At 60.7% G+C, this 15,194-nt stretch carries 14 protein-coding genes; all 14 read left to right on the forward strand.

The features are described from left to right. The first annotated feature begins 16 nt into the window (after positions 1-16). The 14 genes from PYTT_RS12950 (at position 17) to PYTT_RS04255 (ending at position 15,174) form a co-directional block, all read left to right on the forward strand. Positions 17-592, forward strand: coding sequence for a HyaD/HybD family hydrogenase maturation endopeptidase (locus tag PYTT_RS12950; RefSeq protein WP_172801765.1), 576 nt, complete (start codon positions 17-19; stop codon positions 590-592). Next, positions 585-926 carry a hydrogenase maturation nickel metallochaperone HypA/HybF gene (locus PYTT_RS04195; protein WP_067774845.1) on the forward strand — a complete coding sequence of 114 codons (342 nt, stop codon included), beginning with the start codon at positions 585-587 and terminating at the stop codon, positions 924-926. Before PYTT_RS12950 ends, PYTT_RS04195 begins: the two co-directional genes overlap by 8 nt. Before the next feature lie 6 nt (positions 927-932). Further along, positions 933-1,715 (forward strand): hydrogenase nickel incorporation protein HypB, encoded by a 783-nt coding sequence (gene hypB, locus PYTT_RS04200; RefSeq protein ID WP_067774842.1) that lies wholly within the window; start codon positions 933-935, stop codon positions 1,713-1,715. Between the two features lie 46 nt (positions 1,716-1,761). After that, positions 1,762-2,358, forward strand: coding sequence for a hypothetical protein (locus PYTT_RS04205; RefSeq protein ID WP_067774839.1), 597 nt, complete (start codon positions 1,762-1,764; stop codon positions 2,356-2,358). A 10-nt stretch (positions 2,359-2,368) separates the two neighbouring features. Then, positions 2,369-4,711, forward strand: coding sequence for a carbamoyltransferase HypF (gene hypF, locus PYTT_RS04210; RefSeq protein WP_067774836.1), 2,343 nt, complete (start codon positions 2,369-2,371; stop codon positions 4,709-4,711). A 5-nt stretch (positions 4,712-4,716) separates the two neighbouring features. Beyond that, the gene (locus tag PYTT_RS04215) at positions 4,717-4,965 is read left to right on the forward strand and encodes a HypC/HybG/HupF family hydrogenase formation chaperone (RefSeq protein WP_067774832.1); all 249 of its coding nucleotides are present in this window, start codon (positions 4,717-4,719) and stop codon (positions 4,963-4,965) included. After that, complete coding sequence (hypD, locus tag PYTT_RS04220) at positions 4,962-6,080, forward strand: hydrogenase formation protein HypD (protein WP_067774830.1); 1,119 nt, start codon at positions 4,962-4,964, stop codon at positions 6,078-6,080. The genes PYTT_RS04215 and hypD overlap by 4 nt, the downstream gene beginning before the upstream one ends. Positions 6,081-6,088: 8 nt before the next feature. After that, positions 6,089-6,808 (forward strand): hypothetical protein, encoded by a 720-nt coding sequence (locus PYTT_RS04225; protein WP_141675777.1) that lies wholly within the window; start codon positions 6,089-6,091, stop codon positions 6,806-6,808. A gap of 277 nt (positions 6,809-7,085) precedes the next feature. Beyond that, complete coding sequence (locus tag PYTT_RS04230) at positions 7,086-8,078, forward strand: TlpA family protein disulfide reductase (protein WP_067774824.1); 993 nt, start codon at positions 7,086-7,088, stop codon at positions 8,076-8,078. A 185-nt stretch (positions 8,079-8,263) separates the two neighbouring features. Further along, complete coding sequence (gene hypE / locus PYTT_RS04235) at positions 8,264-9,289, forward strand: hydrogenase expression/formation protein HypE (protein WP_067774866.1); 1,026 nt, start codon at positions 8,264-8,266, stop codon at positions 9,287-9,289. A 172-nt stretch (positions 9,290-9,461) separates the two neighbouring features. After that, on the forward strand, positions 9,462-11,453 hold the full coding sequence (locus tag PYTT_RS04240) for an LTA synthase family protein (RefSeq protein WP_067774821.1): 1,992 nt from the start codon (positions 9,462-9,464) through the stop codon (positions 11,451-11,453). A 211-nt stretch (positions 11,454-11,664) separates the two neighbouring features. After that, positions 11,665-12,357: a DNA alkylation repair protein gene (locus PYTT_RS04245; protein ID WP_067774818.1), complete on the forward strand. Its 693-nt coding sequence runs from the start codon at positions 11,665-11,667 to the stop codon at positions 12,355-12,357. A 131-nt stretch (positions 12,358-12,488) separates the two neighbouring features. Next, entirely contained in the window at positions 12,489-13,193 is a 705-nt protein-coding gene (locus PYTT_RS04250; RefSeq protein WP_067774815.1) for a succinate dehydrogenase cytochrome b subunit, read from the forward strand. Positions 13,194-13,215: 22 nt separating this feature from the next. Continuing rightward, a complete protein-coding gene (locus PYTT_RS04255) occupies positions 13,216-15,174 on the forward strand; it encodes a fumarate reductase/succinate dehydrogenase flavoprotein subunit (protein WP_067774812.1) in 1,959 nt (652 codons plus the stop codon). Positions 15,175-15,194: the final 20 nt, after the last annotated feature.

Here is a 15,194-nt window from a genome sequence, read left to right on the forward strand (position 1 = left end):
CCCGCCCACCCACCAAGTGACGCACCTCCCCTCCCATCGCCCCGGCTCTTCGGCGCAGCCCTCCCCCCTCCGGGCGCCCATCGACCGCGACTTCCCGCACCTCCTCGTCCTCGGACTGGGCAACCCCCTCATGGGAGACGACGGAGCAGGCCTCCTCCTGCTCGAAAACCTTCGGCAAAGCAGAAAATGGCCGGAACACATCATCTTTGAAGACGGAGGCACCCTCGGCATGACCCTCCTGCCCCTCATTGAAGACGCCGCCGCCGTCCTCCTCCTTGATGCCGTCCACACCGGGGCCGCACCCGGCACCGTCGTCACCCGGCAGGCCAGCCAGCTCCCCGGCTTCTTCAAAAACATCCTCTCCCCCCACCAGATCGGCCTCAGCGAAGTCCTCGGGGCCGCCCAACTCTGCGGCACCCTGCCCGCACACATCGCCCTCGTCGGCATCGAAGCGGAAACCATCGCCTTCACCGCCGCCGCCAGCAGCACCGTCCGGAACGCCCTCCCCGCCGCCGTCCGGCAGGCGCAGGCCACCTTGCACGAACTCCTCGCGGCCGCAGGCATCGGAGGAAAGGAGGCCGCCCATGCATGAAGCGGGCATCATCGCCGGAGCCCTCGACATGGCTCGCGACATGGCCCTCCGTGGCGGAGGCAGCCGCATCACCCGCCTCGTCCTGCGCATCGGCAGCCTCAGCAGCGTCGTCCCCGAATCCCTGCGCTTCGCCTTCGCTGCACTCGCACCCGGCACCATCGCCGAAGGAGCCGAACTCGACATCGACTACATCGAAGCGGAATGCCACTGCACCGCCTGCAACGCCCCCTTCCCCTTCTCCGGAAACGGCTACCTCTGCCCCCGCTGCGGAGAAGCCAGCCTCACCCTCGTCAAAGGCAGGGAACTCGACCTGAAAACCCTCGAATGGATCTGAAGAACCATGTGTAAACAATGCGGATGCGGCGAAGGAGGCCGCGTACAAATCAACGGGTGCGATGCAGGCACGCATACGCACGGCCACGAACACGCCTCACACCACCACACGGGAGAACTCAACATCCCCCTCCTCGATGCCAACGCCCGGCAAGCCGAACGCAACCGGGGCTACTTCGAAGCGAAAAACATCGGAGTCGTCAACATCTTCTCCTCCCCCGGCTCCGGCAAAACCACCCTCATCGGCGAAACCGTCCGGCGGCTTGCAGGCAACCACCGCATCGCCGTCATCGTCGGCGACCTCGCCACCGACAACGACGCCAAACGCCTGCAGCAAACCGGCGTCCCCGTCATCCAGATCACCACGGGTACCATGTGCCACCTCGACGCCGGAATGATCGCCGAAGCCCTCAAACGGCTCGACACCGACCACCTCGACCTCCTCATCATCGAAAACGTCGGCAACCTCGTCTGCCCTGCCGACTACGACCTCGGCGAAGCCCTCCGCGTCGTCCTCCTCTCCACCACCGAAGGCGAAGACAAACCCCTCAAATACCCGCCCATGTTCCACACGGCGGACATCGCCGTCATCACCAAAACGGACATCGCCGAAGCCGCCGGATTCGACCGCCGCCAGGCTCTCGCCAGCCTCGAAAAAATCGCCCACCATGCCGCCGTCTGCGAAGTATCGGCCCGCACGGGGCAAGGCATGGACGCATGGTGCGACGAACTCGTACACGCCCTCAGCCACAAAACCGCCGCTTTCTCCCACACCCACGCACATCATTGACCGGGAGAACTTGACAAACCGCCCCGCAAGGCTACAATGAGAAAGAATGTTCCCTAACCCAAAGCTTGCGGAAGTACTGGCCATCATCATCGTGCTGGCCATGCCCCTCTTTGCGGCCACCCTCATCGCACTCCGGCGGTACAAAACGTGGAAAATCATCCTGACGCTCATCCTGTGCACATGGTTTTCCTCATTGGCAACACTGGTCACCGTCAATCCTCCGGAAAACGGACTCGCCTTCTTCGCCAACCTTCTATTGGGATGGATCTACGCGGCCCCCGTCATCCCGTTCCTGCTCCTCTTCCTCTGCATCCGTGCCATCTCCACACGCCTGCTCCCACGCACCGTACCCTTCCTGAAAAATGCCGCAGGCATCGCACTCCGCGTCATCATATTCGGCTGCATCCTCGGCATCGGATACGGACTTCTGCCGCCCGGAGAGGAATACCTGAAAGATCAGGCCAGAAGCCATGCGCATGATTTTGGATGGGAAGACGTACCCGGCACAAACGCGAGCATCACCATCACCCCCTGCTCCTCCGGCTGGCAAGCCACATGGCTCCACTCGGACTCCAAAACATCCAGCTCCATCTACATGAACCTGTACGGAGCCTTCGACTACAGCGAAAGCAACTCAACCTGAACACACCGCCATGGCTCCCTCCCCTGAAAACCATCCCCGCCAACACATCTCCCGCCTCCGCCTCAACATCACGGGCGCCGTTCAGGGGCTGGGCTTCCGCCCCTTCGTCTTCCGCCTCGCCGAAGAACTGCACCTCGCGGGCTGGGTACGCAACACGCCTGCAGGAGTCGAAATAGAAATCGAAGGCCACCCCAAACAACTCTCCGCCTTCCGCACAAGACTGGAAACCGATGCGCCGCCGCTCGCCCGGCTCTTCACCATCGAACCCTGCACCCTCCCACCCGCAGGCTACGCGGAATTCAACATCCAGGAAAGCGGCGCACACTCGGCCGCCGTCCCCGTCATCCTCCCTGAACTGGCCACCTGCGATCAGTGCGTCGCGGACATCTTCAACCCGGACAACCGCCGCTACTACTACCCCTTCACCAACTGCACCCACTGCGGCCCCCGCTACACCATCATCGAAGACCTTCCCTACGACCGCGAACGCACCGCCATGCGCATCTTCTCCATGTGCAGCACCTGCCGGGAAGAATACGGCAACCCGGCAGACCGCCGCTTCCATGCCCAGCCCAACGCCTGCCCCGACTGCGGCCCCTCCCTCCTCCTCTACGATGCCACCGGCACCCTCCTGCGGAAAGGCAGAAAACCCGGAGATATCAAAGCCATGCTCAACCGGGCCGTCGACACCCTCCGATCCGGCGGCATCGTTTCCATCCTCGGCCTCGGCGGCGTCCAGCTCCTCACCGACGCGGCGAACGAAGAAGCCGTCCGGCGTCTCCGCAGCCGCAAAGCGCGCGATGCCAAACCCTTCGCCCTCATGGTACCTTCCGTGGAAACCGCACGCACCCTCGCACGCATCTCACCGGATGAAGAACGCATCCTCCGCTCGCCATCCGCCCCCATCGTCCTCCTCACCCGCCGCGCCGGTGCACCCATCGCCCCCTCCGTCGCCGCATGCAGCCCCAGCCTCGGCATCATGCTCCCGCACACGCCGCTGCACCACCTCCTCCTCAAAAAATACGGTGCACCTCTCGTCTGCACCAGCGGCAACCTCAGCGGCGCCCCCCTCTGCCACACGCAGGAAGATGCCCTCCGCTCCCTGCGCCGCATCGCCGACCTCCACCTCCTCCACGACAGACCCATCCTCCGCCCGGTGGACGACTCCGTCGTCCGCGTCTTCCGTGGCCGGGAAATCGTCGTACGCCGCGCCCGAGGCTATGCGCCTCTCCCCGTCGGCCCCTCCCAGGGACCGGACACCCTCGCTCTCGGCGGCGAACTCAAAAACACCCTCTGCTGGCGCGCGCACGGCCTCGCCGTCCTCAGCCAGCACCTCGGCGACCTCGAAACCGAAGCCTCCACATCCACCTTCCGCCGGGAAATCGACAACCTCGGCCGCCTGCTGCATGCAGGGTACGGCCGCCTCATCGTCGACTCCCATCCCGACTATGCCGCCTCCCGCTACGGAAGATACCTCGCACTCAAAAAAGGCCTCACCGTCATCTCCGTCCAGCACCACGTCGCCCACGTCATGGCCTGCATCGAAGAAAACCACACGCCGCGACCCGCCCTCGGAACCGCTTGGGACGGCACCGGCTACGGCACGGACGGCACCATCTGGGGCGGCGAATTCTTCGACATCGGCGAAACGGACTGCCGACGCATCGCCCACCTCCGTCTCTACCCCCTCCCCGGAGGCGACGCCGCCGCACGCGAACCCGCACGCTGCGCCCTCAGCCTCCTCCACTCCCTCTCCGCCGAAGCCTGCCCCACCCTCCGCAAAACCGTCAACCGCGAACTCGCCGCCACCGTCCGCGACGCCGTACGCTCCATGATGGACAAATGCTTCAACTCGCCGCTCACCTCCAGCATGGGCCGCCTCTTCGACGCCGTCTCCTGCTACCTCGGCTTCCACGGGCCCAACCTCTGCGAAGGCCATGCGGCCATGCAACTCGAAACCCTCGCCCGCCGCTACCACGAAACGGAACAGAACAAACCGTCGCCCCTCTCATGGGACATCCGGGAAGAAAACGGCTGCCTCGTCTGCGACTGGGAACCCGTCCTCCGCCTCCTCGACAGCGAACTCAAACGCGAAGCCTCCGCCGAAGAACTCGCATGGCGCTTTCACGACGGCCTTGCCGAACTGATCGTCCGCATCGCCCAATCCTGCCGCAGAACCCACATCGCCGTCGGCGGCGGATGCTTCCTCAACACCCTCCTGCTCGACCTCCTGTGCGACCGCACCGAACAGGCCGGCCTCACCTTCGACTACCCGCAGCGCGTACCTGCGCACGATGGCGGCCTCGCCTACGGACAACTCGCCGCCGCCGGACTCACCCTCACCACCGTCTGACCGCCATGTGCCTCGCCGTCCCCGGAAAAATCACCTCCATCTCCGAAGCCGACCCCCTCTTCCGCATGGGCACCGTCGACTTCGGCGGCGTCTGCCGCGACGTCAACCTCGGCTGCGTACCCGAAGCCGGAATCGGCGACTACGTCATCGTCCACGTCGGCATTGCCCTCAGCGTCATGCACGAAAACGAAGCACTCGCCATCCGGGACGACCTCCGCAAACTCCTGCCCGCCGAGCAGGAACCCTCGCCATGACACCTGCCACCGCCTACCGCGACACAACCAGAGTGCGCGAACTTATCGACGAAATCCGCAGCACCGTCACACGCCCGTGGAAAATCATGGAAGTCTGCGGCGGACAAACCCATGCCATCGCCCGCTACGGCATCGAAAAACTGCTACCGGAAAGCATCACCCTCCTCCACGGCCCCGGCTGCCCCGTCTGCGTCACCCCCGTCTCCCTCATCGACCGCGCCGTAAGCATCGCCTCCGAACCCGGCGCCATCCTCGGCAGCTATGGGGACATGCTCCGCGTACCCGGCACACTGGGCGACCTGCTCGGAGCCAAAGCACGGGGAGCCGACATACGCCTGTACTACTCCCCCCTCGATGCCGTACAAACCGCTGCAGACACCCCCGGAAAAGAAATCGTCTTCTTCGCCGTCGGCTTTGAAACCACAGCTCCGGCCACAGCACTCGCCATCAAAAAAGCCGCCGCCTTCGGCCTGAAAAACTTCAGCATCATCTGCGCACACGTCCTCGCGCCTCCGGCCCTCGCCATGCTCCTCGGCATACCCGATGCACGGCCCGATGCCTTCCTTGCCCCCGGCCATGTCTGCGCCATCACCGGAGAAGGCGACTATGCCTCGATCTGCGCACGTCACCGCGTCCCAATCGCCGTCACCGGCTTCGAACCCGTCGACCTCCTCGAAGGCATCCGGGATTGCATCCTGCAGCTCGAAAGGGGAACATCCGCCCTCACCAACCCCTACCGCCGCGTCGTCCGTCCGCAAGGCAACCCCGCCGCCCTCGGCCTGATGCGGGAAACCTTCATCCCCGTCGACCGGGAATGGAGGGGAATCGGCTCCATCCCCCTCGGCGGCATGGACCTGCACCCCGCATACGCACACTTCGACGCCCTCCACCGCTGGCCGGAAAACTCCGCTCCCGCCGCACCACAAACAAACATCTGCCGCGCCGGAGACATCCTCAAAGGCATCCTCTCCCCGGAAGCCTGCCCGGCATTCGGCACGGCCTGCACACCGCTCACCCCTCTCGGCGCACCCATGGTCTCCAGCGAAGGAGCCTGCGCCGCATGCTACCGCTACCGACGAACCGCAACCGAACCACTCCCCCCAAACCACACATGAAAACAACCATGAAAACCATACTGATCCCGCTCATCACCGCCGCAGCCTGCATGGCAGACCAGCCCGCCACGCCTGCGACACCGGCCCCGCCGCCATCGCCGGCCGCACCTCCTGCAACCGGTGACCTGCTCAAAAAAACCGGAGACATCATGATGCACTACTTCCAGCATCCCGACCCCGGCATCATCGGCGAACTCATCATCGACGTATCCAAAGCCTTCCCAGACACCCGCCAGTGCAACGCCATCCCCTCTATGATCGTCTTCTTCGGGGAAATCTTCCAATCCAACCCCGGCCGCGTCGATGAATGGATGAAAACGGCCTCCTCCCTGCCCGAAGACTGGCAACAAATCTTCCGCACAGCCCTGCAATACGCCCAAGGCAAAATACCCGACGTCTCCACTGCCCAAACCGCCGGCCCATCGACTCTGGACGCATGCTGGGGAGGATACCTTGCCAGCGGAGACAAAAAATACCCGGAAGCAGTCCTGCGCATCGCCTGCAGCGACGAACCGGAAAACTCTCTCGACGTCACCATCCGTGCCGCCGCATGGTCGGCATCCTCCTTCATCATGCAATATGACGAAATGAAAAAAATTGCCCGCGAATTCTTTGCCGACGCCACGGAACGGCAAAAACTCAACTTCGCAGGCAGAACGAACGAAGAAGTGCAAAAAACCGTCTTCGGCACCGTCCTCAAACCGGAAAAGGAAACCGACGACGAGTAACATCGCCCGAACTGCCATTCTTGAAATCCAGACACTTGTAGCACAAGCGACCAAAAAGGCGAACCACGAAGCACCTGAATGCGACGTGGTTCGTCTTTGTCTAAACATCCCCATCACCTTACTAACAAGCACATATACATCATAAAACAGACTGTGACATGATGACAAAAATCATGTGCTCAATCTTGACATCGCCCTGCGACACGCCTAGAATTCGCGCTCCGCAGGCAAGGAACCCCATTGAACCTTGCCTGCGGATCTTTCTAATTCCATTTATATGCAAAACCGTAACTTCCACATCTTCCCGATCGTAGCGATCTGTGCGGCTCTCTCCATGGCGCAGGCAGCCGTCGGCGACAAAGCTACATTGCCGGACTTCAACCAAAGCTCGCACCTTTACGGCTCGACCGTCAAAACCAAAGACCTTCGGGGAAAAGTCATCTTCTTCGAATACTGGGGCATCAACTGCCCGCCCTGCCGAGCCAGCATGCCTCACCTGCAAGCGCTCCAGGCAAAATACCAGGCCAAAGGCTTCACCGTCATCGGCAGCCACATGCAGGGCTCTTCGCCTGAAATCCAGAAATTCCTGAAACAGAACAAAATCACGTTCCCCATCTATCAGGGTCTCAGCATCTCCGAAGCCCAATGCCCCGGCGGCATCCCTCACGCCGTCCTCATCGGCGCGAACGGCAAAATCGTAGCAACGGGATCTCCCTCTTCCCTGTATGACAAAGTCGAAGCCGAAATGGCCAAAGTCACCTCCGGGTACGCCATCCTCGGCGGCCTTGAGTTGAAAAAATACAAGGGCCTCACCAAAATCGTCGTCTCCACGGGTAAAAACATCGAAGCGAAAATCGCTCCTTTGCGCGAAAAAACCGACGACACGGAAGCCGCTGAAATCTGCAAAACATTCGACGCATGGGTCGAAGACGAAAAATGCGCGATTCAGGGCCTTTGCGACACCAACCCGCTCGAAGCCATGGTCTCCATCAACCGCTTGAAAGCCGCCGTCCCCTCCATCGACGACTTCAACGAACAGATGGGCGAATTCCAGAAAAGCGACGGCCTCAAGAAACTCTTCGACGTCCAGAAAAAAGTCAAGGCACTTCAAGCCACGCGCGACAAAGGCAAACCCGTATCCGCCACATCCGTGAACAGCCTCAAGCAGCTCCTCGAAGTGGCCCAGAAATCCAGCGACGTCAACGTCCAGCGCTCCGCCGCCGCCCTGATGGAAGAAGTATCCGCCATCGAACCGGCCGCAAAACGCTAACGGCATCGTCGCGCCCGCTCCCGAACGGACCGGCGCACAATCTCCTGCCCGGGGTTGCCGGGCAGCCACGGGGGAAGAGAAAATCTTCCCCCGTTCCGTATCCCGGGGGCACGCCGCATCCGCCATCCTTGCATATCCGGTTGCGCCATGATACCATTCCGCTGGAATCCCTCCTACAAGCAACCATGTTCACCTGCCCCATTCCGGCACCCGACCCGCACCGCATCCGGCTCGCCCACGGCGGGGGCGGCGAAATGACCAGCCGCCTCATCGAAGACATCTTCCTGCCGGCATTCGGTACAGAAAACCTGACACAGCACGACTCGGCCGTCGTCTCTGCCCCGAAAGGCAAACTCGCCATTACCACGGACAGCTTCGTCGTCCATCCGATCGAATTCTCCGGCGGCGACATCGGCTCACTCGCCATCCACGGTACAGTCAACGACCTCTCAATGAGCGGAGCCCGCCCCCTGTATATCACGGCAGGCTTCATCCTCGAAGAAGGGCTTGACACCGCCGTCCTCTCCCGCATCGCCCACTCCATGGGACAGACTGCCCGGCAGGCAGGCATCGCCATCGTTGCAGGAGACACCAAAGTCGTCGAACAGGGCAAGGGAGACGGACTCTACATCAACACCTCCGGCATCGGCATCGTCGAACACAGCCTCGCCATCGCCCCCTCTTCCATCGAACCGGGAGACGCCGTCCTCGTCAGTGGCGACATCGGCCGCCACGGCATCACCATCATGAGTGCGCGGGCGGGCATCGACCTCCAAACGGACCTGCAAAGCGACTCCGCCAACCTCTGGCCGTCCGTCAGTACCCTCCTGCAATCCGGCATCGCCATCCACTGCCTGCGCGACATCACCCGAGGCGGACTCTCCATGACCCTGAACGAACTGGCCGAAACCTCCGGAACCACCATCCTGCTCGACGAAACCGCCATCCCCGTATGTGAAACAGTCCGCTCCACATGCGACCTGCTCGGCCTCGACATCCTCCAAACGGCCTGCGAAGGCAGATACCTCGCCATCGTCCCCGAAAAACAGGCGGAACAAACCCTCCTCGCCCTACAGCGCCACAACCCTGAAGCCGCCCGCATCGGAACCGTCATCCCCTCCGGCACGGCGCCCCTCCTCATCGACGGCCTGCTGGGCGTGAGGCGCATCCTCTCCAAACCGTACGGGGAACAACTGCCGCGCATCTGCTGACGGCACAGCCCCGCCATCCCGGCACGAACTGTTTTTTCTGCAAATTTTTCTCAACAAAACAACCGCTCCCGCAGTCTCAAAAACGGCGAATGGGGATGCGTACTTGTTTTTACATCCTGCCCTTTCCCTGCAGGCCACCGGATAGACACCTCCATCCAACAGCAACAAACATATGCGCCACCTTTTGAACGCACTCAAAACCAACTACTACCTCCGCCGCATCCTGCCCTTCATACTCATCTATTTCAGCTTCGAAATACTGGCGAACATCGCCCCCATCTACATGGACGGCGACAAAATGGACTGGGGACTCCTCCCCATGCTCGAAGTCCTCAAAGATGGCCTCGTCGAAACAACCATCTCCTGCCTCTACTGGCTCCTTCCCTACCTCATCTACCTCCTCTGCCTGCCACGGCAAAAACACGGCGGCGCAGGAGACCGAATCTTCACCATCACATGGTTCTCCATCTTCGTCCTCGCCAACCTCATTGAAGACACCGCCACCGTCTTCTTCTGGGACGAATTCAGCAGCTCCTTCAACTTCATCGCCGTCGACTACCTCGTCTACACCAAGGAAGTCATCGGCAACATCATGGAATCCTACCCCATGGAATGGATCATTCCGGGCTTCATCCTCATCACAGCCCTCATCGTCTGGGCCTGCCGCAACATCCTCATACCTAAAGAAATTTCCGCACCAGCACTACCTGTCCGCACGGCGGTAGCCGGCGGAGCCGCCGCCTTGCTCGTCCTCTCCTTCTTCTGCGTCGACATCGCCGATGCCGAAGACGGAACCAACCACTACAACAACGAACTGGCCAAAGACGGCTTCTTCAGCCTCTTCAGCGCCTTCCTCAAAAACGAACTCAACTATGAACAACTCTATCTGACGGACGACACGAAAGCCGATGCGGCCTTCTTGCGCGAACAACATGCAGGCCCTGGCATCGTATTCTCCGATCCGGACGGCACCGGCATCACCCGCACCGTCACACCGGAAGCGGCTCCGCTGAATTGCAACGTCATCATCGTCGTCATGGAAAGCATGGGCAGCGAATTCCTCAACGAACGCCGCGAAGATGGGGCCAACGTCACCCCAAACCTCTCCAGCCTCGCCGCCCAGGGCATCTTCTTCCCGAACACCTTCGCCACCGGAACCCGCTCCGTCCGCGGCCTTGAAGCCGTCAGCACCTCCATCCCGCCCCTGCCCGGCATGGCCATCCTGCGCCGCGACAAAAACGAAAACCTCCAGACGGCAGGCTCCATCTTCAAAAGCCACGGATACGACACCAAATGGATCTACGGCGGATACGGCATCTTCGACAACATGAACTACTACTTCGGGCACAACGGATTCGAAGTCATCGACAGACTCGACATCCCCGACGACCAGATCACCCACACCTCCATCTGGGGCGTCTGCGACGAAGACCTCTTCCGCCAGGCCATACGCGAAGCCGATAAAAGCCATGCCAAAGGCAAACCCTTCATGAACTTCGTCTTCACCACCTCCAACCACCGCCCCTACACCTACCCCTCCGGCAAAATCGACATCCCCTCCGGCACCGGACGCCTCGGGGGTGTCAAATATGCCGACTACTCCGTCGGAGCCCTCATCGAAGAAACGAAAAAACGGCCATGGTTCGACAACACCGTCTTCCTCTTCGTCGCCGATCATGGAGCGGGCAGCGCAGGAAAAAAAGAACTCAACCCCGAAACGCACTGCATCCCCGCCATCATCTACGCCCCCAAATACTTCAAACCGGAACGGCACGACGAAGCCATCAGCCAGATCGACGTCCTGCCTACGCTGCTCGGAGCCATCAACATGCCGCACATCGCCTCCTACTACGGGCAGGACGCCCGGAAACCCGGCTACAAATCCCGCTACTTCCTCTGCAACTACCAGCACATCGGATATGTGGAAGACGACGTCATGGTCATCCTCCAGCCGAACCGAAAAGTCACCTACTACAAAGACAACAAAAAAGTTGAAGAAACTCCGGACCTCATCCCCTACCGCGACCGCGCCGTCCACTACTACCATCATGCCAGCGGCTGGCGCGACAACCTCTCGCAAAACGCCCTCGACCGAGCAACCGCCCATCCGGCAACACCCCGGCAGCCGGAATCACAGCCCGTCCCCACACCGGACACCCCCTGATTTATTCAAAAAAGCACACAAAATTTAAAAAATTAGACAAAAAGCCCATTTTGTTATGCTTTATAAGTGAAAGTCCCCGTTATCGGGCGCTCCATAGAGAAACCTTCTCACAAAAACACTCCCCCTATGCAGGCCTCCCCCCACCCGGGGGAGGCCTCATGCATACCACCGCAACGCTTGCTGCCTCATGCATGACATGCTACATTCAATCATGCAGACGAACCTTGAAACCATCCGCAGCGAACTGCTCGGCCTCTCCGAGGCCCCCTATGCCCGCTTCACGGCAGCCCTCATCCCCGGAGCAACCGGCATCCTCGGCGTTCGATTGCCCCATCTGAGGAAAATCGCCAAACGCCTCGCCCGCGGCAACTGGAAGGACTACCTCGACGCCCCGGGCAAACACCACTTCGAAGAACGCATGCTCCACGGCATGCTCATCGGAACCATCCCCGCAGACATCGAAACCGTCCTCGCCTACACGGCAGACTTCATACCCCTCATCGACAACTGGTCCGTCTGTGACAGCTTCTGTGCCGGCCTCACCTGCGCACGCAAACACCAACAGCGCGTCTGGGACTTTCTGCAACCCTGCCTCACCTCCGGCAACGAATACGAACTGCGCTTCGGCATCGTCATGCTGCTCGACCATTACCTCAACGACGAATACATCTCCCGAGTCCTCCACACACTGGAAGGAATACGCCATGAGGCCTACTACGTACACATGGGCATTGCATGGGCTCTCTCCACGGCCTTCGTCCGCTACCCGGAACTGACTCTGCCCCTCCTGCAAAACGGCAACCTTGACAAAATGACCCACAACAAAACCATCCAAAAAATTGTCGAATCCTTGCGCGTGCCCGATGATACCAAAAACTTCATCCGCACCCTCAAGCGAAAATAACCGCCGAAAGCGCGAATGGCGCACAGACAACGGTGCCGGACAAATGCAGATTTTTCCGGATAGAGGTAACTTGGACTTGCTATTCCTGAGGAAAAAGAGTAAAGAGTTCCTCGCACAGACGCCATTCACTTATGAACGCTATTGTACAGACAGCCTGTAAATTCGTCACGTCCTCGATTGGCCGCAAGATCCTTGTGGCTCTCACAGGTGCGTGCCTCCTCCTGTTCCTCGTGGGACATTTGATCGGCAACCTCCTCATTTTCGGTGGACCTGAATACATCAACAGCTACGCCTTCGGCCTGCACTCCATGCCCGCATGGATGCTCTGGGGCATCCGCCTCGGCCTGCTCGTCGTCGCACTCGTCCACATCGTATACACCATCACCCTGAAGTTGGAAAACAACGGAGCGCGCCAGCAATACGAATACAAGAGCACCATCACGGCGACCCTCTCCTCCCGCGCGATGATCTGGACTGGCCTGATGATCCTGTGCTTCCTCATCTTCCACCTCCTCCAGTACACCGTCCGCGTCGGCATCCCCGAAGTACTCGTACCGCTTCATCCGACCAACCCGGACAGCATCCTCGTCTTCGACTGCTACGGCATGATCGTAAAAGGCTTCAGCAACGTATGGTGCTCCGGCTTCTACATCGTCGCCATCCTCTTCCTGTTCTCCCACCTGCGCCACGGCGTCCAATCCGTCTTCCAGACGCTCGGCCTCGCCACACGCAAGGTGCGCAGCCTGTGGAACATCATCGCCATCGCCTATGCGATCGTGGTCTGCGGCGGCTTCATCTCCATCCCGCTCGCCGTCCTGAGCGGATTCCTCAAGTAAACCTTCCAACTGAATCAAAACCATGATTGAATTTCCCGTAAGCGACTGGATGCCGGATGCATGCATCCCCGAAGGACCGATCCAAGACAAATGGACCAAGTACAAGAGGGACGCCAAGCTCATCAATCCGAACAACAAGCGCAAATACACCGTCCTCATCGTCGGCTCCGGCCTCGCAGGCGGTGCTGCAGCCGCCACCCTCGCGGAACTCGGCTACAACGTCAAATGCTTCTGCTACCAGGACAGCCCCCGCCGCGCACACTCCATCGCAGCTCAGGGCGGCATCAACGCAGCCAAAAACTACCAGAACGACGGTGACTCCGTCTACCGCCTCTTCTACGACACCGTCAAAGGCGGCGACTTCCGCGCTCGTGAAGCCAACGTCTACCGCCTCGCCGAAGTATCCGCCAACATCATCGACCAATGCGTCGCCCAGGGCGTACCCTTCGGTCGTGAATACGGCGGCCTCCTCGACAACCGCTCCTTCGGCGGCGCACAGCTCAAGCGCACATTCTACTCCCGCGGCCAGACAGGTCAACAGCTCCTTCTCGGCGCCTACCAGGCCATGGAAAAGGAAATCGCCAAGGGCAAAATCCAGATGTACTCCCGCCACGAAATGATGGACCTCGTCGTCGTGGACGGAGAAGCCAAAGGCATCGTCGTCCGCAACATGATCACCGGGGAAATCGAATCCTACGCTGGCGACACCGTCCTGCTCGCCACCGGCGGCTACGGCAACGTCTTCTTCCTCTCCACCAATGCCATGGGCTGCAACGTCACCGCCGCCTACAAGGCATACAAACGCGGTGCATTCTTTGCCAACCCCTGCTACACGCAGATCCACCCGACCTGCATTCCGGTCAAGGGCGACTACCAGTCCAAACTCACCCTCATGTCGGAATCCCTCCGCAACGACGGTCGCGTCTGGGTACCCAAGAGCCGCGAAGTGGCGGAAAAAATCCGCACCAAGCAAATCAAGGCTGCCGACGTCCCCGAAGAAGAACGCGACTACTACCTCGAACGCAAATACCCCTCCTTCGGCAACCTCGCTCCGCGTGACATCTCCTCCCGCGCCGCCAAGGAACAGTGCGACGACGGTCGCGGCATCGCTGTCACCGGCCTCGGCGTCTTCCTCGACTTCGGAGACTCCATCCGCCGCATGGGCAAGGAATGGATTGCCGGACAATACGGCAACCTCTTCGACATGTACGAAGAAATCACCGACGACAATCCTTACGAAACGCCGATGATGATCTACCCCGCCGTCCACTACACCATGGGCGGACTCTGGGTCGACTACAACCTCATGTCCTCCGTCAAAGGCCTGCACGTCCTCGGTGAAGCCAACTTCTCCGACCACGGAGCCAACCGCCTCGGAGCCTCTGCCCTCATGCAGGGCCTTGCAGACGGCTACTTCGTCATCCCGTCTACGCTCCCGACCTACCTTGCCGGCACCAAACCCGGCAGCGTCACCACGGCAGCCCCCGAATTCAAAGCTACCGAAGACGCCGTCAAGGAAAGGATCAACGCCCTCCTTGATGTCAAGGGAACGCGCACCGTCGACTCCTTCCACCGCGAACTCGGCCTCCTCCTGTGGGAAAACTGCGGCATGGCCCGCACCCGCGAAAGCCTCATGAAGGCCATCGAACGCATCCCGCAAATCCGCAAGGAATTCTGGAAAAACGTCCGCGTTCCCGGCACGGCCACAGGCATCAATGCCGAACTCGAAAAAGCCTGCCGCGTCGCCGACTTCCTCGAATTCGCCCAACTCATGTGCTACGATGCACTCCACCGCGAAGAATCCTGCGGCGGCCACTTCCGCGTCGAATACCAGATGCCGGACGGCGAAGCCAAACGCAACGACGAGCAGTTCGCCTACGTTGCAGCATGGGAATTCAAAGGCGTCGATGAACTGCCCGTCCTCCACAAGGAACCGCTTTCCTTCGACAACGTGCACCTCGCCATCCGCAGCTACAAGTAAGAAACCGTCAACACCGAACA

This window comes from Neoakkermansia glycaniphila (assembly GCF_900097105.1).
Lineage (GTDB): Bacteria > Verrucomicrobiota > Verrucomicrobiia > Verrucomicrobiales > Akkermansiaceae > Akkermansia > Akkermansia glycaniphila.

Coding starts and splice junctions, on each gene's coding strand:
- hypE (WP_067774866.1), top strand. CDS start 8,264: ATGTTCACCTGCCCCATTCCGGCACCCGACCCGCACCGCATCCGGCTC.
- PYTT_RS04230 (WP_067774824.1), top strand. CDS start 7,086: ATGCAAAACCGTAACTTCCACATCTTCCCGATCGTAGCGATCTGTGCG.
- hypF (WP_067774836.1), top strand. CDS start 2,369: ATGGCTCCCTCCCCTGAAAACCATCCCCGCCAACACATCTCCCGCCTC.
- PYTT_RS04245 (WP_067774818.1), top strand. CDS start 11,665: ATGCAGACGAACCTTGAAACCATCCGCAGCGAACTGCTCGGCCTCTCC.
- PYTT_RS04225 (WP_141675777.1), top strand. CDS start 6,089: ATGAAAACCATACTGATCCCGCTCATCACCGCCGCAGCCTGCATGGCA.
- PYTT_RS04255 (WP_067774812.1), top strand. CDS start 13,216: ATGATTGAATTTCCCGTAAGCGACTGGATGCCGGATGCATGCATCCCC.
- PYTT_RS04215 (WP_067774832.1), top strand. CDS start 4,717: ATGTGCCTCGCCGTCCCCGGAAAAATCACCTCCATCTCCGAAGCCGAC.
- PYTT_RS04240 (WP_067774821.1), top strand. CDS start 9,462: ATGCGCCACCTTTTGAACGCACTCAAAACCAACTACTACCTCCGCCGC.
- PYTT_RS04195 (WP_067774845.1), top strand. CDS start 585: ATGCATGAAGCGGGCATCATCGCCGGAGCCCTCGACATGGCTCGCGAC.
- PYTT_RS04205 (WP_067774839.1), top strand. CDS start 1,762: ATGTTCCCTAACCCAAAGCTTGCGGAAGTACTGGCCATCATCATCGTG.
- hypD (WP_067774830.1), top strand. CDS start 4,962: ATGACACCTGCCACCGCCTACCGCGACACAACCAGAGTGCGCGAACTT.
- hypB (WP_067774842.1), top strand. CDS start 933: ATGTGTAAACAATGCGGATGCGGCGAAGGAGGCCGCGTACAAATCAAC.
- PYTT_RS04250 (WP_067774815.1), top strand. CDS start 12,489: ATGAACGCTATTGTACAGACAGCCTGTAAATTCGTCACGTCCTCGATT.